Annotated in this window: 22 protein-coding genes and 1 pseudogene; 18 read left to right on the top strand and 5 right to left on the bottom strand. The window is 37.3% G+C overall.

Features of this window, described 5'->3' with window-relative positions:
* Positions 1–50 precede the first annotated feature (50 nt).
* Complete coding sequence (locus tag ODZ84_RS01610) at positions 51–674, top strand: hypothetical protein (protein WP_266175273.1); 624 nt, start codon at positions 51–53, stop codon at positions 672–674.
* Between the two features lie 54 nt (positions 675–728).
* Here the strand turns inward: ODZ84_RS01610 and frr are convergent, their stop codons facing one another.
* Both frr and pyrH read right to left on the bottom strand, forming a co-directional pair.
* Positions 729–1283 (bottom strand): ribosome recycling factor, encoded by a 555-nt coding sequence (frr, locus tag ODZ84_RS01605; RefSeq protein ID WP_266175272.1) that lies wholly within the window; start codon positions 1281–1283, stop codon positions 729–731.
* 95 nt (positions 1284–1378) lie between these two features.
* Positions 1379–2086 carry a UMP kinase gene (pyrH, locus tag ODZ84_RS01600; RefSeq protein WP_266175271.1) on the bottom strand — a complete coding sequence of 236 codons (708 nt, stop codon included), beginning with the start codon at positions 2084–2086 and terminating at the stop codon, positions 1379–1381.
* 412 nt (positions 2087–2498) lie between these two features.
* Here pyrH and porQ point away from each other — a divergent pair, with 412 nt between their 5' ends.
* The 5 genes from porQ (at position 2499) to ODZ84_RS01575 (ending at position 5649) form a co-directional block, all read left to right on the top strand.
* The gene (gene porQ / locus ODZ84_RS01595; RefSeq protein ID WP_266175270.1) at positions 2499–3491 is read left to right on the top strand and encodes a type IX secretion system protein PorQ; all 993 of its coding nucleotides are present in this window, start codon (positions 2499–2501) and stop codon (positions 3489–3491) included.
* 148 nt (positions 3492–3639) lie between these two features.
* Positions 3640–4314: a (d)CMP kinase gene (cmk, locus tag ODZ84_RS01590; protein ID WP_266175269.1), complete on the top strand. Its 675-nt coding sequence runs from the start codon at positions 3640–3642 to the stop codon at positions 4312–4314.
* Between the two features lie 93 nt (positions 4315–4407).
* Positions 4408–4758, top strand: a complete 351-nt coding sequence (locus tag ODZ84_RS01585) for a YtxH domain-containing protein (protein WP_266175268.1) — start codon at positions 4408–4410, stop codon at positions 4756–4758.
* A 78-nt stretch (positions 4759–4836) separates the two neighbouring features.
* On the top strand, positions 4837–5145 hold the full coding sequence (locus tag ODZ84_RS01580) for a phage holin family protein (RefSeq protein WP_266175267.1): 309 nt from the start codon (positions 4837–4839) through the stop codon (positions 5143–5145).
* Positions 5146–5148: 3 nt separating this feature from the next.
* A complete protein-coding gene (locus ODZ84_RS01575; RefSeq protein WP_266175266.1) occupies positions 5149–5649 on the top strand; it encodes a phosphoribosyl-ATP pyrophosphatase in 501 nt (166 codons plus the stop codon).
* Between the two features lie 65 nt (positions 5650–5714).
* Here ODZ84_RS01575 and ODZ84_RS01570 read toward each other — a convergent pair whose 3' ends face one another.
* The gene (locus ODZ84_RS01570; RefSeq protein ID WP_266175265.1) at positions 5715–6437 is read right to left on the bottom strand and encodes a TrmH family RNA methyltransferase; all 723 of its coding nucleotides are present in this window, start codon (positions 6435–6437) and stop codon (positions 5715–5717) included.
* Here ODZ84_RS01570 and tamL point away from each other — a divergent pair.
* A complete protein-coding gene (tamL, locus tag ODZ84_RS01565) occupies positions 6423–9023 on the top strand; it encodes a translocation and assembly module lipoprotein TamL (protein WP_266175264.1) in 2601 nt (866 codons plus the stop codon). The two genes, ODZ84_RS01570 and tamL, sit on opposite strands and share 15 nt — an antisense overlap.
* On the opposite strand, the gene ODZ84_RS01560 is transcribed toward tamL, so the two are convergent.
* Entirely contained in the window at positions 9020–9637 is a 618-nt protein-coding gene (locus ODZ84_RS01560; protein ID WP_266175263.1) for a SanA/YdcF family protein, read from the bottom strand. The two genes, tamL and ODZ84_RS01560, sit on opposite strands and share 4 nt — an antisense overlap.
* Positions 9634–10758 carry a flavin reductase family protein gene (locus tag ODZ84_RS01555; RefSeq protein ID WP_266175262.1) on the bottom strand — a complete coding sequence of 375 codons (1125 nt, stop codon included), beginning with the start codon at positions 10756–10758 and terminating at the stop codon, positions 9634–9636. The genes ODZ84_RS01560 and ODZ84_RS01555 overlap by 4 nt, the downstream gene beginning before the upstream one ends.
* 32 nt (positions 10759–10790) lie before the next feature.
* Here ODZ84_RS01555 and ODZ84_RS01550 point away from each other — a divergent pair, with 32 nt between their 5' ends.
* The 11 genes and pseudogenes from ODZ84_RS01550 to ODZ84_RS01500 all read left to right on the top strand — a co-directional run bounded on the left by ODZ84_RS01550 (position 10791) and on the right by ODZ84_RS01500 (position 22397).
* Entirely contained in the window at positions 10791–11345 is a 555-nt protein-coding gene (locus tag ODZ84_RS01550) for a TlpA family protein disulfide reductase (RefSeq protein WP_266175261.1), read from the top strand.
* Between the two features lie 15 nt (positions 11346–11360).
* On the top strand, positions 11361–12332 hold the full coding sequence (locus ODZ84_RS01545; protein WP_266175260.1) for an iron ABC transporter permease: 972 nt from the start codon (positions 11361–11363) through the stop codon (positions 12330–12332).
* A gap of 506 nt (positions 12333–12838) precedes the next feature.
* The gene (locus ODZ84_RS01540; protein ID WP_266175259.1) at positions 12839–13108 is read left to right on the top strand and encodes a hypothetical protein; all 270 of its coding nucleotides are present in this window, start codon (positions 12839–12841) and stop codon (positions 13106–13108) included.
* A gap of 21 nt (positions 13109–13129) precedes the next feature.
* Entirely contained in the window at positions 13130–13912 is a 783-nt protein-coding gene (locus tag ODZ84_RS01535; protein ID WP_266175258.1) for a GLPGLI family protein, read from the top strand.
* Positions 13913–14001: 89 nt separating this feature from the next.
* Positions 14002–15546 (top strand): annotated as a pseudogene (locus tag ODZ84_RS01530) (IS1182 family transposase).
* A gap of 889 nt (positions 15547–16435) precedes the next feature.
* On the top strand, positions 16436–17359 hold the full coding sequence (locus tag ODZ84_RS01525; protein ID WP_266175257.1) for an ABC transporter ATP-binding protein: 924 nt from the start codon (positions 16436–16438) through the stop codon (positions 17357–17359).
* Between the two features lie 165 nt (positions 17360–17524).
* On the top strand, positions 17525–17974 hold the full coding sequence (locus ODZ84_RS01520) for a MarR family winged helix-turn-helix transcriptional regulator (RefSeq protein ID WP_266177439.1): 450 nt from the start codon (positions 17525–17527) through the stop codon (positions 17972–17974).
* A 21-nt stretch (positions 17975–17995) separates the two neighbouring features.
* Positions 17996–20389: a 3-hydroxyacyl-CoA dehydrogenase/enoyl-CoA hydratase family protein gene (locus ODZ84_RS01515; protein ID WP_266175256.1), complete on the top strand. Its 2394-nt coding sequence runs from the start codon at positions 17996–17998 to the stop codon at positions 20387–20389.
* 39 nt (positions 20390–20428) lie between these two features.
* On the top strand, positions 20429–20782 hold the full coding sequence (locus ODZ84_RS01510; RefSeq protein WP_266175255.1) for a four helix bundle protein: 354 nt from the start codon (positions 20429–20431) through the stop codon (positions 20780–20782).
* A gap of 44 nt (positions 20783–20826) precedes the next feature.
* The gene (locus tag ODZ84_RS01505) at positions 20827–22005 is read left to right on the top strand and encodes a thiolase family protein (RefSeq protein ID WP_266175254.1); all 1179 of its coding nucleotides are present in this window, start codon (positions 20827–20829) and stop codon (positions 22003–22005) included.
* Between the two features lie 35 nt (positions 22006–22040).
* Entirely contained in the window at positions 22041–22397 is a 357-nt protein-coding gene (locus ODZ84_RS01500) for a four helix bundle protein (protein WP_266175253.1), read from the top strand.
* Positions 22398–22414 lie beyond the last annotated feature (17 nt).

Raw genomic sequence — 22414 nt, 5'->3', positions numbered from 1 at the left:
CTCATTTAAATAATTTTTATATTATTGTGAGAACCAAATCATTTTTAAATATGAAAATATTACCTGCTATTCTTATTATAACGTTATTTATTTCATGCACTCAGGAGCCCGGTAAAAGAATTCGGACTGAAGACCACCGTTCAGTAAGTAAAGAAACTTCTGCAGTAACAGAAAGTGCACCACAGACCATCGATGAAATAAAAAAGGAATTCACTGTTTTAAATGATAAATTATTAGCCAGAAAGCTTGATTCCTCAGGGTTTAAATATAATTGTGAAGAAATTGAGGGAGAAGTTTATCTGTATTACGAAAATAAGAAATTAAAAATGGTTAAACATTTTTTTGCGGACAGCCACTTTTCGTCCCTTACAAAATATTTCGTAAAAAGTGATCAGGTATTCTTCATTTTTAAAGATGACACTTTGTGGCAGTTTGACGGAGGCACGCCTGAGAAACCCATTACAAAGGACAGCATTAACCAGCAGCGAATATACCTGAAAGATGAAAATCCGATCCAGTGTCTGGAAAAAAATTACACCATACGGTCAGTCGGTAAAAATGCAGATCCGGAGAAAATCCCGAACAGAGAAGTAAAATGTGATGTCAAAGAACTGATGACCAGATATCATCATCTTCTGAAAAATAAAGATCAAAAAAGCGTGGAATGCCTTTAAAAGCAAAGCGGTCTCAAAATTTGAGACCGCATTTTTATTAAAAAAAACTGCAAATTATACTTTCATAATTTCAGCTTCCTTCACTTTAAGATGATCGTCACAGGCTTTTACGTATTTATCGGTCAAAACCTGGATTTCTGCTTCTGTACCTTTAATAAGGTCTTCAGAAACACCATCAAGTTTTTTAAGCTCTTTTAAACCGTTCTGTCTTGCATTTCTGACAACGATTTTGGTATCTTCAGTTTCTCCTTTCGCCTGCTTTGCCAGATCTCTTCTTCTTTCTTCTGTTAAAGGCGGTACGTTAAGGATAATATTAACACCGTTATTGGAAGGCGCAAAACCCAAATTCGAATTAACGATCGCTTTTTCGATATCATTAATGGCTTTTGAGTCCCAAGGTTGAATAGAAATCGTCATTGCATCCGGTACAGAAACATTCGCAACCTGGTTGATAGGAGTAAGTGCTCCGTAATATTCTACCATAACATCCTGAACCATATTCGTGGACGCACGGCCCGCTCTGATTCTTTGAAATGCATGATCCAGGTGCTTAACAGCTGCTTCCATGTCATGTTGTACTGACTCTACTATAAGATCTAATTCTTCCATTATATAATTAAAATTTGATAGGTTACACATATTTTATAAATAAGTAATGTCCGGAACGTAAACTTTTCATATAAAAACTTTACATCCTGAACTTATTACAAATCAACTAAAGTACCAACATTCTCTCCATCTACGATCTTCACCAGATTTCCGTCTTTGTTCATATCAAAAACAATGATTGGTAATTTATTTTCATGGCTTAAAGTAAATGCTGTCATATCCATTACTTTAAGGTTTTTTTCAAAAACTTCATCGAAAGACAATGAGTTGTACTTTACCGCATTTTCGTTTTTCTCAGGATCGCTGTCGTAGATTCCGTCTACTCTTGTTCCTTTCAGGATAACATCGGCACCGATTTCAATAGCTCTTAATGTGGCTGCGGTATCAGTAGTAAAGTAAGGATTCCCGGTTCCTGCGCCGAAGATCACTACCCTGCCTTTTTCAAGATGTCTTACAGCTCTTCTCTTGATGAAAGGTTCCGCTACTTTGTCCATTTCGATGGCAGACTGCAGCCTGGTTTTAATTCCCACATCTTCCAGAGCTCCCTGTAAAGCCATACCGTTGATGACGGTGGCAAGCATTCCCATATAGTCACCCTGCACCCTGTCCATTCCTTTTGCAGCTCCGGCTACTCCGCGGAAAATATTTCCTCCTCCAATTACAATGGCAACTTCACAACCTTTTTCCACCACTTTTTTGATCTCTACAGCATACTCTTGCAGCCTGTCGTTATCAATACCGTATTGTCTGTTCCCCATTAAGGCCTCACCACTAAGTTTTAGAAGGATTCTTTTATATTTCATCTTTAATTTTTAATAACTTTTTTAGTTGTGCAAATATAATCATTAATAATATTGATTGTAAATTATAGATTATAATTTTTGATTGTTGTGTCAAATCCTTTCCCAGGGGCTTTCTCATTCAATAACGAAAAATATTTTCAAGGTCATCGGCGGACCAGATTAATCCGGTCTGTTTTTATTTAAAGCTTCCATGATTATTCCAGGCGGTTCATCTGAAAAATGTTGAGATTTATATTCGATTAGCCTATAAACAAAAAATTTATAAAACGAACTTTCTTTCAGTGATGAAAAGCAGCACGCTCACCACTAAAACCACAATTTTCACAAAACTTATATATTTACCTATAAATAATGTCATAAATATTTTGAAAAGTACGAAAAAGGATTATTTTTGCATTAATAATAAACTGAATTGAAGAAAATTATCATTTTTTCATTATTTCTGTCAGGAATTGTTTCTTATGCACAAACAGGAACAAATGTTTACCCGTTTTTAAATATTCCTGTATCGGCAAGACAGGCTGCTTTAGGCGGTGATGCAATTTCCATAAGAGATCATGATGTTTCCTTTGCTATTGCCAACCCGGCTTTGCTGAATAAAGATTCTGATAAGCAGCTGTCTGTAAATGCTACCGCTTATCTTGCCGACTCCAAATACGGGACAATTGCTTATGCCAAAGATTTCGATAACGGCCATATGGCGACCATCAATGCCCGTTATATGAGTTATGGAGATATTCCCAGAACCGATGAAAGCGGTTTCGAAAATGGCACTTTTACAGCGTCGGATGTTTCTGTAGGTGCCGGCTATGCCTACCAGTTTGAAGAAGACTGGACGATCGGAGGAGGCCTTAATTTCATTACTTCAAAAATCGATAACTATACTTCATCAGCAATCTCCGGAACAGCCGGTGTTACCTATCACAATAAAAAAAGAAAAGAAGTTCTTTCACTGGTTGCAAGAAATTTCGGATATCAGTTTAAATCCTTTAACGGAACAAGAGAAAATCTTCCTTTCAGGGTGGATGTAGGGTATACTAAAATTTTAAAAGTAATTCCTCTTGCCATTACCGTTACCGCACACGACCTTCAGCAGTTTGACATCTCATCTGAATATAATGTAAATGGTCAGGAAGTAAATACCGGAAGAAAAATTGCAGATCACTTTTCTGTCGGAGCCGAACTTTTTCCTGAAAAAGGTTTTAATATAAGGCTGGGATATAATGCAAAACGGGGCAATGAACTTGCGGTAGCCGATCAGCGCAACTTTTCGGGTCTTTCGGCTGGTTTTGGAATCAAACTTTCGAGATTCCGGGTAGATTATGCCCACATCAGATATCACAATGCTTCAAATGTCAATCAGATAGGTGTTTCCGTAGACCTTAGCAGTCACGCAGGATATTAACAGTATTAAAATCTGTTTTAAAATTTTTACCATTTGTTTTTTAGTTAATGAATTAATTTAAAACAGATTCCGGGATAATATAAAAGAAACCTTAAGAAAATATCTTGAGGTTTCTTGATTTTTAAGAAAATTTCTTGAAATTTGCGGTATGAAAAAACCTGTAATTGCTATCGATGGGTACTCGTCTACCGGGAAAAGTTCAATTTCTAAAGTTATTGCTGATAAACTGGGACTTATTCATCTGGATACCGGCGCGCTGTACCGTGGTGTTACCTGGTTTGCCCTTCAGAATTGCCTTTACGATGACGGCTCCATTGATCTGCAAAAATTATTTGCATCATTTGATCAGATTGAGCTAGAATTCAGGAATAACAACGGAGAGCTTGTCCTTTTCCTGAATCATATTGATATTTCAAAAGCCATACGTTCTAATGAAGTTTCCGAACAGGTAAGCCTGGTAGCCAAACAGAAGGAAGTCCGTGATTTCTTATTACAGTCTCAGCGCAGCCTGGCAGAGAAAGGCGGTATTATCATGGACGGACGTGATATCGGGACCGTAGTTCTGCCGGATGCAGACTTTAAATTCTTTCTTACCGCCAGTATCGATGAGAGAACAAAAAGAAGGTATAAGGAACTTATTACGTTGGGCATTAAGGCAGATGAACAAAAGGTAAAAGAAAACCTAATTGAGCGTGATAAGATCGACAGCGAACGGGAAATCGCTCCTCTGAAGCAGGCCGATGACGCTATTGTTATTGATAATACAAGCTTAAGTAAAAAGGAAACTATTGAGAGCATCTTGTTGCACATTCAAAAGATTTAATAATTTTTAATAGGGATAACGATCCTTTGGTATATTAATTGTTGTTATGACAGCAAGGAAAACTAATATTATTAACTATTAAAAGAAACGAAAATGTCTAGAAAAGGAAACAATACAGCGGGTTTATTAGCGGGACTCCTTGCAGGTGCTGCAGCAGGTGTAATCTTGGGAATGCTTTATGCTCCTGAAGAAGGTAAAGAAACAAGAAAGAAAATTAAAACCAAAGCTAACGATCTGAAAGATCAGGCAAAAAGCAAGTATGAAGACGTATCCGAAAAAGTGAAGGATCAGTACGGTAATATCTCTTCTACTTTCAAAGAAACAGCTAATAATGTAGCAGGTACCGTGAAAGACGGATATGATAAATATAAAGATCAGATCGTTTCTAAAACTACAGACGTAGTAAAAGATGTAGAAGCAGGATTGAATGATCTAAAAAAATAAATAATTTATTTTTTAGGTAAATTATGGAAGGAACTTTGTACAAGAAAGTTCCTTTTTTTGTAACTTTAAATAAAAACAATGATTGAAACTATAAAAGAATATGCTTCCAAGAGAATAGATCTGCTGAAAATTGAAGCCACAGAAAAGTCTTCACTGTCAGCGGGAATGATTACCTACTTTGTCGTATTATTGGTTACCTTCACTTTTTTTCTCATCCTTTTCAACTTCGGGATTGCATTTCTGATAGGAAGAGCACTTGGTGATCATTCCTACGGATTTTTAGTTGTCGCTGCATTTTATCTTCTGATGATGATTTTTATCCTTGTATTTAAGAAGAAAATCGTAAATTATGTAGCAGATCAGGTTATTAAATTTTTAAATCATTAAGCTATGGGCAGAAAGTATGAAAGTTTAGAAGAGCTAAGGAGAAAGAAAAACTTACTAAAAAGTGAAATTAGTGATTTAGAAAGCCTCCTTACGTTCAAAAATACGAAAGAGAGTTTAAGCGCTTTTACCAATGGCTTTACCGATGATTACCTGCAGGAACAGGTTGATGAAAATGGTGAAGAAAAAATCGTTCTCAGAAAAGATGTTATTGTGAAGCAGCTTACTTCAGAGATGAAGGATACATTTATCAATAAAAATACGGCTAAAGAACTGGCGGGATCTGCTCTCAAGAGCTCAGGAGCAGTTGACACTCTTGTCAGACTAGGAATTACTGCATTAATAGGTAATTTTGCCAAGAAGAATATGAAAAGTTCCAACTGGAAGAAAAAACTGGTGGGCGCGGTTCTGATTTATCTTGCTCCTGTTGCCTTAAAGTTTCTTCGAAAGAAATTAGAAACTTATCAGAAAAATAAAAGTGTTTCGAGTATGGAACAGCTTATATGAACTGGAGACTGGAGGTCAGATGAATAAAGTATCATTTAATTGCTGACTTCCAGTCTCTCTTTTTCTCAGGAATATAATTGTCCTAAAATAATTCCCGCGGCCATCGACACATTGAGACTTTCTGTAGACTGTGCCTTTCCAAATCGTGGGATGCTGATGCTTTTGTGAAGTAATTTTTCAGTTTCAGGCCGCATTCCGTTGCCCTCATTTCCCAGAATCAGATTTAATTTTTCAGGCTTATCGAAGGAATAAAGATTTTCCCCTTCCATATCGGTTCCGATATTGATATTGTCCGTGTTGGAGAGATAATCGACAAGATCTGTATACACAATGTTCACCCGGGTAAAAGATCCCATCGTTGCCTGAATAACTTTAGGATTATAAAAATCGACGGTATCTTCGCTGCAGATGATCTGTTCAATACCGAACCAGTCTGCAAGTCTTATGATCGTGCCCAGGTTACCCGGATCCTGAATCCCGTCTAATACCAGCTGCACTTCTCTGTCTTCCAGTTTTTTCTCCTCATTAAGATAACAGATCGCTATTGAATCCTTCGGCGTTTTAAGGAAACTTATTTTTCTGAGCTCATTTTCAGAGATATGAGTAACAGGCGTATCTGTGCGGTCCAGTTTTTGCGGATCGGTAGATAAAATTTCTTTAATTTTAAAGTTAGATTTAAAAAGTTCGGAAATGATTTTATTACCTTCAACCAAAAACAAATTGTATTTTTGTCTGAACTTCTTTTTATCTAAAGACTGTAAAATTTTTATTGTATGAGCTGTAAGCATTATAAGAATTCTCCTCAAAAATATTATAAAATTATTTCATTTGCAACATTTGTTAGTCTCCTTTATGCTTGCAGTACAACTAAAAAAGTTCCGGATGGTGAGTTTCTGCTGACTTCCAATACCTTTGAATTTGAAGATAAAAAACAGCCATTTGACAGTGAGTTAAAAGGTTATGCCCAGCAAAAACCCAATAAAAAGCAGTTACTTTTCATGCCGTTGAGTCTCTGGCTGTACAATGCTGCCAACCCAAAATATGATACGATTCTTAATGAATATATGACCTATCCGGGCGAAATGAGAAATCAGAAATTAAGAGATTCCCTGTTTCTGAAATACAATATGAAAAGCAGTGTCGGCAAAAGCCTGTTCCTCGACAGACTTTATCATAGCTGGGGTTCTCCTCCTGTCATCCTGGATCAGACAAAAACTGAAAAAGGAGCCGAATCCATAGAAAAAAGATTAACATACAGAGGATACTGGGATGCAGAGGTAAAATTTGAGCACAAGCTTGATTCTGCAGCTAAAAAGGCTGCCGTCAATTATTTTATTACCCACAATGATCCCACGATCATTAAAGAATATTATTATAATATTACCGATCCTACCGTTAAAAACCTCTATCAGCAGAAGATACATGAAAGTCTTATACGATCCGGTAAAATTCTTGATCAGACGGTTCTCGAAAAAGAGGTGACCAGGATCAACGATCAGATGCGGGAGTTCGGGTATTATAAATTCAACAGTCTCGGAGATGAAATTTATTTTGTCGCAGATTCTTTAAAAAGCAGAAAGCAGGTTCCCCTGACTCTGGAAATACACCGTGATTCTACAGACTCACCATATAAGAGGGCAACTATCGGTAATATAGATGTTGCGATCGTTGATGATATGGCCGATTTCCCCAGAAAAACCAGAAGAGACAGCTTAAGGGGAATTAATTTTCACAAGATGAACGATAAATATAAAACACGCTCATTGTGGAGGGCTGTTATCGTTGGGAACAAGCAGGTTTATGATCAGAAAAAACTGGACCTTACCAAAAGAAATCTTTTATCGATGAACAATTTCAGTATTCTGAAAGCGAAGGATTCCTTAAGAAGGGGCGGCGGAACCGCTCCCAATGACAGTATCGTAGATGTAATGTATGTGTTAAAACCACTTCCGAAATATGAATTAAAGGTAGGAACTGATGTAAACTATTCGCAACTGTTGAATCTCGGTGTATCACCTTCTATTGACATTACAACAAGAAATGTTTTTAATGGTGCCGAAAACCTTTCTACCAGCCTTGCAGGAACTTTCGGTTCGATTCGAAGCACCAAGGATATCAGTAAAAGAGTTTTAGCCTACGAAATATCGGCCCAGGCGTCTCTGAACTTTCCAAGACTGCTGTTGCCGTTTGATTACTATAAATGGCTTCCGAAAAGATACAGCCCGACTTCGTCTATTGTCCTGGGAGCGTCGGTTCAGAACAATATCGGCTTGGGAAGAGTAAATTTCAATACCGGCTTAAACTATATGGCCACGGTCAATGATAAAGTTTCTCACCGGCTTACCCTTTTTAATAGCCAGCTGAGTTTAACGAAAAATAAAGCGGCCTACTACGATTATTTCCCTAATGACAACAGTATCAGAGAGGAGATGTTTAATGATTATTTCGTCACTCATCCTGTCATAAAGCAGGATTTTGAGGCAGGCATATTTTCCATAGATCAGGTTTCCGAATTGATCATCCGTGACCAGGACTATATTCAGAATCTGGATCAGCAGGGTAAGGATCTTTACAGCGCTTTTGCCGGAACATTGATCAATAAGGAGAGACAGACGCAGGATGTGATTATTTCTTCGATGATTTATAATTTTGTTTATAACGAAATCGGAAACAAAGACTATCCGAATGCCTTTTATTTCAACGGAAAAATAGAATTAGCGGGTAACATTCTGAGTATTTTCAATCAAAAAAGAGATGACGGAGGCGGTATCTTTACCAGTCCCCAGAGAACCATTTTCGGGATTCCTTATGCCCAGTTTGTCAAGTTTGATATCGATGTAAGAAAATATTTTAAAATGAACAGAAATACGTTGGTGCTCCGTCAGTTTGTCGGCGTTGGTGTTCCGTACGGGAACTCCTCTACCATGCCTGTTATCAGATCTTATTTTAACGGAGGATCCAATGATATCAGAGCCTGGGTTGCTTTTGGCGGTTTGGGGCCTGCGGATTCTCAGGTGGATGAAAGAGTTAGGACCTATATGACAGAGAACGTTAAATTAACCACCAATATCGAATACCGGATGCCGATTACGGATATGTACGAGGCAGCTGTTTTTACGGATATCGGTAACACATGGAGTCTGAAAAACTATAACAACAGCTATAATGATGAATTTAAATTCAATAAATTTTTAGGGCAGGTCGGTGTCGGCAGTGGGTTTGGTTTAAGGGTAAATGTAGCTTATATCACCCTAAGACTGGATCTGGCGTATAAAATATATGATCCGAATAAGCCGGACGGTGAAAAATGGAGACTGAAAAGTTTTCAGCCTTTCAAACCTACATTAAATATCGCCTTCGGATATCCTTTCTAATCCGGAGAAATACCCAATGTAAAATATACTACAGCAGCCACTCTGGCGAGAACTTCCCTGAATTGGTTTCTGTAGTAGCTTTCTGCCTTGGAAACGTCCTGAGCATCGAAACCCAGTGCATTCATATTGTTATTCCGTGCAAAAAACAGGGCTCGTAAATTATGAAACCCCTGCGAGACGATGATCACGTCATCTTTCTTATAAACATCCTTACAGCGAAGAATACTTTTGTAAGTATTGAAACCTTTGGGATCTTCTATGATAATGTCTGCGGGAACACCTTCCTGATAAACCAGATAAGTCTTCATCGCTGCCGGCTCATTATATCCCTTGCTTTTTTCACCGCTTACGATAATCTTTCTTATTTTTCCGTGATGATAAAGTAAGGCTGCAGCATCCATCCTTTTGGTAAAATATGGGTTGGAAAGCCCGGATCTCATTTTTGGGGAGGTACCCAGTACCAACGCTATTTCCCGGGGTGGTATTTTTGAAATCTTCGTGTAGGTTCTTCCTCCGGTGAGGGCAAAAACCCATGCATTGGCAAGGCATATTAACAGTATACCAATTTCTACCGATATCAGGCCAAGATTAAATATGTTCTTAAGAATTTTCAACTCAGATCAAAGTTAAGCTTTATTTTTTTGCTTTTCGCAATCGACATACAAGCTAAAATATGTCCTTTCTGTTCCTCACCTTCCGTTAAGTATTCATTTTCAAGTAACTCCACCTCACCTTCTTCAAGAATACATTCACAACTTCCGCAAATTCCCGATTTGCATGAATACGGAACAGGAAATTTCTGAACTAACAATTGCTGGAGAATTTTTTCCGTATTATCCGGTAACGCTGTATGATACTGCATTCCCGATATCCGGAAATCCATTTCAACATTCTCAATTAACGGAAATTCTTTTTCAATAGGATAAATATCGTCATTAAATTCTTCGAACAGTTCAAAATGAATATTTTTTTTCGGGATGCCATGGTGATAACATGCGTTGGCAAGGCTTTTAATCATCTCCCCTTTTCCACAGATCAGCACTTCATCCACGGCGTCCCAAATGGTAGACTCTTCATCGGTATCATCAATATGAAGAATCTGATTAATGATTAAATTTAACTTTTTCTCATCCAGCCTTCCGTAAAAGAAATGATTGAAGGTCTTCTCCTGTGAAAAGAAATAAAAAATCTGCAACCGGTCACCATACATCCGGACCAGCTGATCCAAAGTTTCTTTGTAGACAAGATCTTCGGAACTTTTATTCCCGAAAAATAAAAATAACCTTGTCCGGGGCTCATTATGAAGAATATTTTTAAAGTGGCTTAAAACAGGAGTAATTCCTATGCCGGCGGCAAATCCTACAATCGTCCGGAATTCATGAGGCTTTGCTACCAAAGTAAACCTTCCGGCCGGTTCGCTTACCAGCAGCATATCTCCAGCTCCGTAATTCCTGAATAATTGTGCAGCCGCGCCGTCGGCAGAACTGATCTTTATTCCTAATGTTATTTTTTTCTCATAGGGAGCCGAAGTCATCGAGTAATCCTTAATGACCTGCTCACCATGCGACTTAAATTTTATACTGACAAACTGCCCTGCTTCAAACTGAAATGTATTCTCTAAATTCCCAGGAATCTCAAGTTCCAGGGAAAAAGTATTTTTGGTCAGTTCTTCCTTTTTCGTTATTTTTAACCAGTGAAACTGCGTAAGTTTCCCTTTATAGATTTGTTGTTCCATAACTTCAATTCAAAAATAGATAAAAAATAATTATGAATAAGATAATTTTATCCACGTTTGTTGTATTTGCACTCTCAAGCTGTAAAAAGGAAAGTCCCAAAACTGAAGACCTGAATGCTGCAACGGATTCCGTTTCAGTAGCCGAACCTGTCAGTACTCCTGCAGCTTTAAAAATAGTAACACCTCAGCAAACTTCTGAATTTTTGGGTAAAAAGAATGATACGCTGTATGTAACCAACTTTTTTGCTACCTGGTGTGGCCCGTGTGTAAAGGAAATTCCGCATTTTAAAAATAAAATTCAGGAACTTAATGGCAAACCTGTAAAAATTACATTTGTAAGCCTTGATAATAAAGATGTCTGGAATACAGATGTTCCGAAGTTCACAGATGAGCAGGGAATCCGTAATAATACGGTTATACTGGATGGGGATCTGTTGGATGGAAAATTCTTTTCCACCCATTTCAAAGAATGGACCGGCAGTGCCATTCCTTTTACCTTCATGAGAAAAGGCGATAAAACTGACGAAACTTTGGGAATGATCAGTGAAGAACAGCTTAATGAGAAAATTAATTCCCTTTTAAAATAAACTTGAGACTATTGTATGTCGAATAGGTTTAAAATCCTGTGTCTGGTTTTATTGATCACTATTGTACTGACTGCGGTGATCAACCTGAACACAGGATTTTTGAGTTTGAATTTTTACGATTTTTTTCAGGATTCTTCCAACAGCCAGATTGCTGAAATCCGTATCAACCGGGTGTTGGTCATGATGTTGGCCGGAATTTCAATTCCCACGTCAGGTTTTCTGATGCAGGAATATTTTCAGAACCCTTTAGCCGGGCCCGATATTTTAGGAATTACTTCCGTTGCCAGTTTATCTGTTGCATTTTACATCTTCTTCTCCCATGACGTTTTGCTTCCGGATTTTCTTCAGAACAGCTTTTTAAGCTTATCCGCCATTGTCGGAAGTTTAGCGTTGATGTTGGTGTTGTTATCGATGTCCAATAAATTCCAGGACAAATCCTACTTAATTATTTTCGGTTTTCTGGTTTCAGCTTTTGCGGGAGCTATCGTTTCACTGCTGCAGTTTTACGCGGAGAATCAAAGTTTAAAAAACTATATTTTATGGTCTTTCGGAGCCAATAATATGGTGTCCCGAAACCAGATTTATGTATTGGCATTACTGGTACTGTCCGGATCATTAATCTGTTTCAGAAGCATAAAACCGTTGATCGGTAATTCACTTGGAAGTTCCTATGCACAGAGTTTAGGAGTTAATTTAAACCAGTTAAAGCTTCTGATTATTGTAGCCTCTTCCCTGCTTTCTGCATCGGTAACGGCTTTTTTAGGACCTGTTTTATTTATTGGAATTATTGTTCCTCATTTTTGCCGTTTGATCTATAATCCTGCAAAACTCTGGCAGCAATGGATTTTAAATATGTTTTTAGGAATGCTGATGATGCTTCTCTTCTCAATTATAGCGGAAAAATCTCAGATTCCTCTGAATGTGATAAGTTCAGTATTTGGAATTCCTGTAATTTTGATGATGCTGTTGAAACAAAATAAAGCATAGTTATTGGCTCGCAAAGGCATAAAGTTATTCTTTAAGCTTACGTTCTGAGGCACATGGATTTTATCTTTGATAAAATGTATAACCTGTATTTTTAAAAGAAAGTCAACGAAAGATTATATGAAAAATACAGAATACAAATGACAGAAAACGAATGATCAAAGATTGTCTTTGAGACTGGGCTTTCAGATTAGATCAGCATTTAAATTTGACGGATATAATCGCGAAAACCAAATGTACATAAATTAGAAACCAAATGCCCAAAAAATCACTTACACTACTAAAATTTAAAAGCGTCCAAATTGATGCTTTTTTTATTTTTAACCACGGTTTAAAAGCTATTGAAACAGTAATAAAAAAAATTTCCAAACTACATTACGGTTATCCGTAACGAATAAATAAATCTTTGCTATAAATATGCAAATGTAAATTATGTAAAGTTTCATGGCTTTTATATAAAATACAGGTGTTTAATATTAATACATTTATCAAACCAAAAAATTAATGTAATGAAAAAAATCATTTTGTTAGCAACCGTTTGTGTTGCTGGATTAGTAAGCGCAAAGAGTGCCGAAGTTAAAACAGAAACAAAAGAAGTTAGAGTTGTTTCCAAAGCAAAGTATCATCCAATCACTATTACTTCATCATGTGGCTACACTCAAGTAATTGAAATTACTGCACAAGATGACCCACAATGCTGGCTGGTTGATGCTCAGCAAATGGAAGATGATTGCTCAGCACCTTTTACTAATCCTATTATGGCAGGAATGTGGCCATAAACCAACAACTAAAATTTCACGATGCGTAAATACTTTTTAATTTTATTATTGCTTTTCTTTGGATTTGTTTATTCTCAAAAAAATGACAGTTCAATGTCTGATATAGAAGTTCAGTATGAATATTATTTTGTTAGAGATACAACAGATACAGACCCCACTCACAGGTTAAAAGAACTTATGATATTGGATTTTAACCCTAATTCATCGATATATTACAGTCAGCAGTATATGGCTGTGAAAAAGGTTTTTGATCAGGCGTCAATTGATGCCATGAACAATAAAAATGTTAATATTAACACTGGTGATCTACCTAAATATAAAATTGGTTATACAGTGTATAGAAAAGGTTCACAGATATTTGTGACAGCAAACATAAATAAAGATTTTTTCACATTTGAGAATAATTATTTAAATTGGGACACTAATTATACGGATGTTAAAACCATACTTGGATATAAGTGCAATAAAGCCACAACAAAATTTAATAACAGAATTTATACAGCTTGGTACACAAAGGACATTCCAATATCTGAGGGGCCGTATAGGTTCAAAGGTTTAACAGGTTTAATATTAGAAGTCAACGACGAAAAAAGTTATCATGCTTTCAAAGCAATAGGCCTTGAAAAGAAAAAAATTGAAATCAAACCTTTGCAAAAGGGAGTTCCAGCCACAAGGGAACAATATTTAAAAAAGAGAGAAGAATTTAAAAGCAATCCGTATCCTGAAAGGAAAAATCTCCCTAAAGACACAAGGGATAAAATGATTGAGGCATTTAAAAAAGATAATAATTCAATCGAAAGCTAAAAATGAATCCGTCTCACAACTGAGGCGGATTTTTTTGTATATGATTGTAAGAATTTGTAAATTTATGTTTGATAATCAGATAGTTGTTTATGAATTTCAAGCATTATAATCAGAACCAGACCGTGTTGTTTCCCTACAGTTTTGATGATTTGATTCCTGAGAATCATCCGGTACGGGTTGTAAACGGCATTTTGGAAAGAATAAATATGGCTCCGCTTCTAAAAGCGTACAGCAAGGAAGGCAATCCGAGCTATCATCCTGTCATGATGCTTAAAGTGATGGTTTATGCCTATATGAACAATGTGTACTCGTCACGGAAAATAGAAAAAGCCCTTCGGGAGAACATCAATTTAATGTGGCTCTCCAATATGAGCATTGTAGATCATAATACCATTAACCGTTTCCGTACCAACAAGCTGGAAGCTGCCTTTAAGAATATCTTTTCGCAGGTTGTTTTGCTTTTGGCAGAAGAAGGCCTGATAAGCCTGAGGCAGGCTTTTGTGGACGGGACCAAAATCGAAGCCCAGGCTAACCGCTATACTTTCGTCTGGGCCAATTCCATTAAAACCAATAAGGAGAAGATGCTCGGTCAGCTGGAAGAGCTCTGGAAGTACGCCCAAAGTGTTGCCCAGGAAGAGGATAAAGATCCTGAGTCCCCTGAATTTAAAGAAATCAGCAAAGAAAAAATCCGGCAGACGGTAGAGAACATCAATGCCAAATTAAAAGGCAGGGGAACTAAGACCGATTCTGATAAAAAGGCCAGGGCCAAGCTGAATTACATGAGAAATAATTTTGAGAAAAACCTTGACAAATACCAGGCGCAGGAAGCAATTCTGGCAGAAAGGAATTCTTACAGCAAGACCGACCCTGATGCTACCTTTATGCGGATGAAGGATGACCATATGCAGAACGGCCAGCTTAAAGCCGCTTATAATGCGTAGATCTCCACGGAGAATCAATTCATTTTAAACTATACGGTTCATCAGCACACCAATGACTTCAACACATTAAAAGGCCACCTTGAGAATTTTGAAAGGTTATACGGAAAAGAAAAGATGGCTGATCTGAAAGAGCTCACTGCCGATGCAGGTTATGGAAGCGAAGAGAACTACGAACTATTGGAGGGAAAAAACATGACCCCGTATGTAAAGTACAATACTTTTGATAAGGAACAGGATGCCTATTATCAGGCTAAACACAAAACTTTCAGTAAAGAAAACCTGCATTACAATGCTGAAGAGGATTTTTATGTCTGTCCAATGGGGCAGAGAATGGAAAAGACACATGAGAGCACCAGGACAACAAAAACCGGCTGTGTTCAGAAACTCTCGCATTACCAGGCAAGGAACTGTAACGGATGCCCGATAAGAGGCGTCTGTCACGGATCTAAGGAAAACCGCAGCGTGGAAAGGAATCATCATCTGGAACAGTACAAAGAAAAAATACGAAAACTTCTAACCAGTCAGGAAGGCATCAAAAAACGAAAACAACGATCGGTTGAAGTAGAACCTGTGTTTGCACATCTGAAACATTGTAATGGATTTAAGCGTTTTACCCTAAAAGGCCTTAAAAAAGTAGAACTGGAGTTCGGATTACATGCTTTAGCACACAATTTAAGAAAGAGAGTTGCCTGAAAGGACAACTTTTTCCTTTGTTAATAACAAATTAAAAATTTATCCAAACGATGCCTGAATAGAATTAAAATATATAATAATCTTATTTGTAAGTCAGATACTTTGGATAGAAGTGATTATCCCAATATAAGTATTGATCCAAGTTTTATAAAGGAAGTATGGGAGCTTAAAGGAGCTTTCAAATTTGATTTTCCCGACCCGTCTAACTTATTCAAAAGAATTGATGATCTTGAAGCTAATTATCAGCAATTGTTCTCTTTATTATCCCAAAACAAGTTAAAAAACCAGTAATATTTTATAATTTATTGAAAATCAATGTTTTGTACATTTACATAGTCTTTATTTTGGGTATTTTGGGGTGTTATTCTAAAGGAAAACAGTGTTTTTATATCTATTTTGGTATATTTTGATGTAACTTAAAGGACGTTTTAAGACCTAAAAAGTACATCCATTAGTACACCCATTGGTACACCCATTTTAGAAATTAAGCTATTTTTAGCCAATTTTACAGGACTAATTTTGTTAAACTTTAATTGTATTTCATTGGAAACGGATAACGATTTTTAAAGCCTCAAATCCTTTATTTTAAGGGTGTTTAAGTATTTATGGTAATTGATTTACCTATATAAAAGAAAAAGCCCCTTTAAGGGCTGTAAATTGTAATTAAAGAATGTTTAAACAGTAATTAAATGGTATTTATTGGGCATTTCGTACTAATTCTTAATTTAGAGCTTTTTATTAAGAAAACCTTTATTAATAGGACTTTTCAGCCTTTTTTAGCCTTTTATTTTTGGCCTTTTTGTTTTAATGCCCATACGGAGTCAAATTCTTTGTGCCTAAAATAGTATTTTTGTAAACGAACTTTGCGACTTTGCGAAAACCCAACAGAATGCACCTACAAATTAACCAAGCAAATATCGGTCACAACCAAGTCTTGATTTCAAATACAACTGCCAATTTGAATTTAGGAGAGGTATGCCTATTGATTGGTAACAATGGTGTCGGGAAAACTACTTTAATTAAATCTATCTTACATCAGATTCCTCTTTTAGGCGGAGAAATTTCTATCAATAAAAAAAACATAAAAAACCTCTCTGTTAAAGAAATTGCAGAAAATATCGCGGTTGTATTTTCAAAGTCGGTTATCCCACAGAACCATACGGTCGAAGATCTTATTTCTCTTGGAAAATATATTTACTATCCTTTTTATTTTGAGCTTAAAAAAGAGGACAGAGAAGAGGTTTCCGGGATTATTACCGAACTGGATCTGGACCGGTACAAACATACTTTATTGAGAAATCTTTCAGACGGCAATCTTCAGAAAGCGTTTATTGGCAGGGCATTAACTCAGAATTCCCCTATTATTATTCTGGACGAACCAACGACGCATCTGGACGAAAGAAATAAAATCATCATTCTTAAAACACTCAGAAAACTGGCACGTGAACAAAATAAACTGATCCTCTTTTCATCGCACGACTGGCGCCTGGCGAAAGAATTTGCCGATAAGATATGGTATATAAAAGACAGCGGTTTATATTCGGGAATGGTTGAGGACATTTTATTACGACATGAAGAGCTGACCAGTGCTTCTGTATTTGAGATCAATGCCAACTTTGTAGCACCACAAATCAGTGCACCGGAATTTTATAAGGAAATGCTATATTCTCTGCTTCAGAAAAATTTCCAGAAAGACCTTTCCGGTCTGCATTTTGAATATTACGATAAGAGTTGGGTAATTTCCGGCGATTCATTAAGACATCAATGTGAATCTTTCGAAGAAATAGCTAATTTCGTTAAAACCATTTATTAATACCGCTTTTTACTTAGCAAGTTTACATACTATGCATGCATAGTATTATGCTAATCATACAATTTAACCTGTTTGTTTTCAGATTATTAACAAATTTTAACGTTAATAAATACTATGCATGCATAATATTTGCTACATTTGGATTAAACCATTTCAACGAAAATGATGGATAATAATAAAGACAAAATAGAAAATGTAGATCTGATTTTAAAACAGACGTGGCTGGCTGTTTCTAAAATGTACACTGATCTTGCCCAGGAGCATGATTCTACAGCCGTTCAGGCGCTTACCCTCCTTAAAATTGATCCTAAAGAAGGAACACGCAGCACTAATTTAGGCCCTAAAATGGCTATTGAACCGACTTCTCTTACAAGAATTATTAAGCTTTTAGAGGATAACGGATACATTTATAAAGAAAAAACAACCACGGACAAACGGGAGGTGATCATCAAGCTTACCGACAAAGGACTGAATTCCAGGAATATGTCTAAAGAAGTGGTCGTTAATTTCAACAAAAGGGTTATGGATAAAATTGCTCCTGAAAAGCTTGAAACATTCAAGGAGGTCATGTGCGAAATTATGAAGATCGCCACTGATTTGAACAACAAAAAATAATATAAAAAATCAATAAATCAAATGAAAAGAAGAATCAAACACGTAACGGTTCTTGGTTCAGGAATTATGGGAAGCGGTATCGCAGCGCATTTTGCCAATATCGGCGTCGAAGTGTTGCTTTTGGACATCGTACCCTTTGAACTGACGGAAGGAGAGCAGAAAAATGGTCTGACCAGGGATGATAAAGCGGTAAGAAACAGAATTGCTTCTGAAAACTTTGAAAAACTCAAAAAAGCAAGTCCTGCGCTACTCTACTCTCCGAAATTCGCAGATAGAATCAAAGTTGGAAATTTTGATGATGATTTACCAAAAATAAAAAATACAGACTGGATTATTGAGGTGGTGGTTGAAAGACTGGACATCAAAAAATCGGTTTACGAAAAAATCGAACAGTTCAGGAAGCCGGGAACTTTAGTGTCTTCCAACACTTCAGGAATCCCGATCAATATGCTGGTAGAAGGAAGAAGCGATGATTTCAGGCATTATTTTGCAGGAACCCATTTCTTTAATCCTGTAAGATATCTTCCTCTCTTAGAGATTATACCAACCAATGATACTGCTCCCGAAGTAATTGATTTTTACATGAATTACGGAGCCAAATTCTTAGGTAAAACCACTGTTTTAGCAAAGGACACCCCTGCATTTATCGCTAACAGAATAGGAGTTTTCTCTATGATGGACTTACTTCACAACGTTCAGAAATTAGGGCTTACCGTTTCTGAAGTGGATAAATTAACGGGCCCGGTGATCGGCCGCCCGAAATCAGCAACATTCAGAACAGCGGATGTTGTAGGTCTTGATACTCTGGTAATGGTAGCCAATGGGGTTCACCAGAGCGGTTTTGAAGCTAACGATTTCAATAATGTTTTTGCCCTTCCCGACTACATCCAGAAAATGGTTGATAATAAATGGTTAGGTTCAAAAACGGAACAGGGTTTCTATAAAAAAATAAAAAATTCGGAAGGAAAATCAGAAATTCACGGACTTAATCTTGATACCCTTGAATATGAGCTTCAGGGAAAATCTTCTTTCCCCACTTTAGAATTAACAAAGAGTATTGATAAGCCGATTGACCGGTTTAAAGTACTGATCGGCGGAAAAGATAAAGCAGGAGAACTGTACAGAAAATCGTTCGGCGCACTGTTCGCATATGTTTCGCATAAAGTACCGGAAATTTCCGATGAAGTTTACAAAATTGATGATGCGATGAGAGCAGGTTTCGGCTGGGAAAACGGCCCGTTTGAAATCTGGGATGCCGTCGGTATTCAGAAAGGTATTGAATTAGCCACAGATGCAGGATATGAAGTTTCAGACTGGGTTAAAAATGTGGAGACCTTCTATAAGGTTAATGACGAAGGACAAAGCATCTATGTAGATAAAAATTCAGGTGACTATAATAAAATTCCCGGACAGGATTCTTTCATCATTTTAGACAATATCAGAAAAAATAAAACGCTCTGGAGCAACTCCGGTGCTGCTATTGAAGATCTTGGCGACGGAATTATCAACTTTGAAATCCGTTCTAAAATGAACTCTCTAGGAGGTGAAGTTTTAGACGGGTTAAACAGAGCAATCGATTTGGCTGAAAAAGAATATGACGGATTGGTCATTGGAAATCAAGGCACGAATTTCTCTGTAGGTGCCAATTTAGCAATGATCTTAATGATGGCGATTGAGCAGGACTGGGATGACTTGAATATGGCCATTGCCTATTTCCAGAAATCAATGATGAGGGTTCGCTATTCTTCTATCCCCGTGGTGGTTGCACCTCACGGCATGACCCTTGGCGGTGGTTGTGAAATGACCATGCACGCGGACCGGGTGGTTGCCGCAGCAGAAACCTACATCGGATTGGTAGAAACCGGAGTCGGAGTAATTCCTGGCGGCGGCGGAACAAAAGAACTGACCTTAAGAACTTCAAGAGAATTCCACAGTGATGATGTAAAAAACAACAGACTTCGTGAAGCTTTTATGAATATCGCCATGGGAAAAGTGGCCACTTCTGCCTACGAAGCTTATGATATGGGAATCCTTGAAAAAGGAAAAGATATTGTTGCTGTCGATAAAAGAACACAGATTAAAACAGCAAAGATGTTGGCCATAAGTCTGGCAGAACATGGTTACACCCAACCGATCGAACAGAAGGTGAAAGTCTTAGGTAAAGATGCCTTAGGAATGTTTTACGTAGGTACCGACCAGATGCTGACCGGGAAATACATTTCTGAACACGACAAAAAAATTGCTGACAAATTAGCCAACGTCATGGTTGGAGGCAACCTTTCCGAACCGACAGTCGTAACTGAACAATATCTCCTGAACCTCGAAAGAGAGACATTCTTACAGCTTTGCGGAGAGCGAAAAACGCTGGAGAGAATTCAGTACATGTTGCAGAATGGAAAACCTTTGAGAAATTAATTTGTACAATGTCGGATGTAAAATGTAAAAAGTATTGACATGCATAATTTTAGGGAACTGGAAGTTTGGAAAAAGTCGATTTTGCTTTGTAAGCAGTATTATATTATTTCTAAAAACTTTCCCAAGGATGAATTATTGGGACTGACTTCACAGTCAAGAAGGAGTCTTTATTCAATTTCTTCAAATATTGCAGAAGGAGCAGGAAGAGATACCAATCCTCAATTTTGTCAATTTTTAAACATTGCATTAGGTTCGTCTTTTGAATTTGAAACGCAGATTATAATAGCGTCCGATCTCGAATTCATTAAAAAAGAAGATTTTGACTCACTAATGACAGAAATCAGACATGTTCAAAACATGATTATCAAACTAAAACAAAATTACTCTAAATAACGTACACTGTACATTTTACATTGTACATAATACATTTTACATAAATGAAAACAGCATATATAGTAAAAGGATTCAGAACGGCCGTCGGAAAAGCTCCGAAGGGAAGTTTAAGATTCACAAGACCAGATGTAATGGCAGCCACCGTGATTGAAAAATTAATGGCTGAACTTCCGCAACTGGATAAAAACAGGATCGATGACCTCATCGTTGGGAATGCGATGCCGGAAGCAGAACAGGGCTTAAATGTAGCCCGTTTAATTTCCCTGATGGGATTGAATACCGATAAAGTTCCCGGAGTTACGGTTAACAGATACTGCGCATCCGGAAGTGAGGCGATTGCGATCGCTTCTGCAAAAATTCAGGCCGGAATGGCGGATTGTATCATTGCAGGAGGAACAGAATCGATGTCCTACATTCCGATGGGTGGTTACAAACCGGTTCCTGAAACCGATATTGCAAAAACCAACCCTGATTATTACTGGGGAATGGGTTACACGGCGGAAGAAGTAGCCAAACAATACAACATCACAAGAGAAGAACAGGATCAGTTTGCTTTTGAATCTCATACGAAAGCCTTAAAAGCGAATCAGGAAGGTAGATTTGCCAGCCAGATCGTGCCAATTCCTGTAGAATACAACTTCCTGGATGAAAACCAGAAAATGCAGACTAAAAAGTTTGACTTTTCGGTAGATGAAGGTCCGAGAGCAGATACTTCTCTACAGGGTTTAGCCAAATTAAGACCTGTCTTCGCCAATGGGGGAAGCGTAACGGCCGGGAACTCTTCTCAAATGAGTGACGGTGCCGCATTCGTGATGGTGATGAGTGAAGAAATGGTTAAAGAATTAGGGCTTCAGCCTGAAGCAAGACTGGTCGCGTATGCAGCAGCGGGTCTTGAGCCACGAATTATGGGAATGGGACCTATTTATGCCATTCCGAAAGCCTTAAAACAGGCCGGTTTAGAATTAAAAGATATCGAATTGATCGAACTGAATGAAGCCTTCGCCTCACAATCAGTGGCCATCAAAAAAGAATTAAACTTAAATCCCGACATTTTAAATGTCAACGGAGGCGCCATCGCGCTGGGTCACCCGCTGGGATGCACCGGAACCAAATTAACCGTTCAGCTCCTTGACGAAATGCGAAAACGCGGAAACAGGTACGGAATGGTTTCCATGTGCGTGGGGACGGGCCAGGGAGCAGCGAGTATTTTTGAACTACTTTAATAATTATAGATTTTAAATTATAAATTTTAGATGAAATGAGTTTTAAGGAAGATAATCTGATCCAGATAAAAACATTTGACTTTGCACTGAAAATTATTAAATTTTATACTCAATGTAAAGCTCAAAATGAATTTATACTATCAAAACAGATTCTTCGTTGTGGCACTTCGATTGGAGCAAATGTTGAAGAAGGAATTGCGGCTCAGTCTAAGAAAGATTTTATCTCGAAACTTTCTATTGCAAACAAAGAAGCAAGAGAAACACGATATTGGTTAAGACTTTATCAATCTTCAGACTTGGTGCAGATTGATATTAATTCTTATTTAAAGGAAATTGAAAGTATAATTAATATTCTGACCAAGATCATTAAAACTTCATCTGAAAATTTATAACTGAAATCTAAATTTAA

The sequence above is a fragment of the Chryseobacterium fluminis genome (assembly GCF_026314945.1).
Lineage (GTDB): Bacteria > Bacteroidota > Bacteroidia > Flavobacteriales > Weeksellaceae > Chryseobacterium > Chryseobacterium fluminis.
Note: the sequence above shows the minus strand (reverse complement) of the source record. Positions and strands in the feature narration are given on the sequence as shown.

Excerpts from the sequence above, each read along its gene's own strand:
- ODZ84_RS01610 (WP_266175273.1), top strand. The coding sequence starts at position 51 with ATGAAAATATTACCTGCTATTCTTATTATAACGTTATTTATTTCATGC.
- frr (WP_266175272.1), bottom strand. The coding sequence starts at position 1,283 with ATGGAAGAATTAGATCTTATAGTAGAGTCAGTACAACATGACATGGAA.
- pyrH (WP_266175271.1), bottom strand. The coding sequence starts at position 2,086 with ATGAAATATAAAAGAATCCTTCTAAAACTTAGTGGTGAGGCCTTAATG.
- cmk (WP_266175269.1), top strand. The coding sequence starts at position 3,640 with ATGAAAAAACCTGTAATTGCTATCGATGGGTACTCGTCTACCGGGAAA.
- ODZ84_RS01585 (WP_266175268.1), top strand. The coding sequence starts at position 4,408 with ATGTCTAGAAAAGGAAACAATACAGCGGGTTTATTAGCGGGACTCCTT.
- ODZ84_RS01580 (WP_266175267.1), top strand. The coding sequence starts at position 4,837 with ATGATTGAAACTATAAAAGAATATGCTTCCAAGAGAATAGATCTGCTG.
- ODZ84_RS01575 (WP_266175266.1), top strand. The coding sequence starts at position 5,149 with ATGGGCAGAAAGTATGAAAGTTTAGAAGAGCTAAGGAGAAAGAAAAAC.
- tamL (WP_266175264.1), top strand. The coding sequence starts at position 6,423 with ATGAGCTGTAAGCATTATAAGAATTCTCCTCAAAAATATTATAAAATT.
- ODZ84_RS01570 (WP_266175265.1), bottom strand. The coding sequence starts at position 6,437 with ATGCTTACAGCTCATACAATAAAAATTTTACAGTCTTTAGATAAAAAG.
- ODZ84_RS01555 (WP_266175262.1), bottom strand. The coding sequence starts at position 10,758 with ATGGAACAACAAATCTATAAAGGGAAACTTACGCAGTTTCACTGGTTA.
- ODZ84_RS01550 (WP_266175261.1), top strand. The coding sequence starts at position 10,791 with ATGAATAAGATAATTTTATCCACGTTTGTTGTATTTGCACTCTCAAGC.
- ODZ84_RS01545 (WP_266175260.1), top strand. The coding sequence starts at position 11,361 with ATGTCGAATAGGTTTAAAATCCTGTGTCTGGTTTTATTGATCACTATT.
- ODZ84_RS01540 (WP_266175259.1), top strand. The coding sequence starts at position 12,839 with ATGAAAAAAATCATTTTGTTAGCAACCGTTTGTGTTGCTGGATTAGTA.
- ODZ84_RS01535 (WP_266175258.1), top strand. The coding sequence starts at position 13,130 with ATGCGTAAATACTTTTTAATTTTATTATTGCTTTTCTTTGGATTTGTT.
- ODZ84_RS01525 (WP_266175257.1), top strand. The coding sequence starts at position 16,436 with ATGCACCTACAAATTAACCAAGCAAATATCGGTCACAACCAAGTCTTG.
- ODZ84_RS01520 (WP_266177439.1), top strand. The coding sequence starts at position 17,525 with ATGGATAATAATAAAGACAAAATAGAAAATGTAGATCTGATTTTAAAA.
- ODZ84_RS01515 (WP_266175256.1), top strand. The coding sequence starts at position 17,996 with ATGAAAAGAAGAATCAAACACGTAACGGTTCTTGGTTCAGGAATTATG.
- ODZ84_RS01510 (WP_266175255.1), top strand. The coding sequence starts at position 20,429 with ATGCATAATTTTAGGGAACTGGAAGTTTGGAAAAAGTCGATTTTGCTT.
- ODZ84_RS01505 (WP_266175254.1), top strand. The coding sequence starts at position 20,827 with ATGAAAACAGCATATATAGTAAAAGGATTCAGAACGGCCGTCGGAAAA.
- ODZ84_RS01500 (WP_266175253.1), top strand. The coding sequence starts at position 22,041 with ATGAGTTTTAAGGAAGATAATCTGATCCAGATAAAAACATTTGACTTT.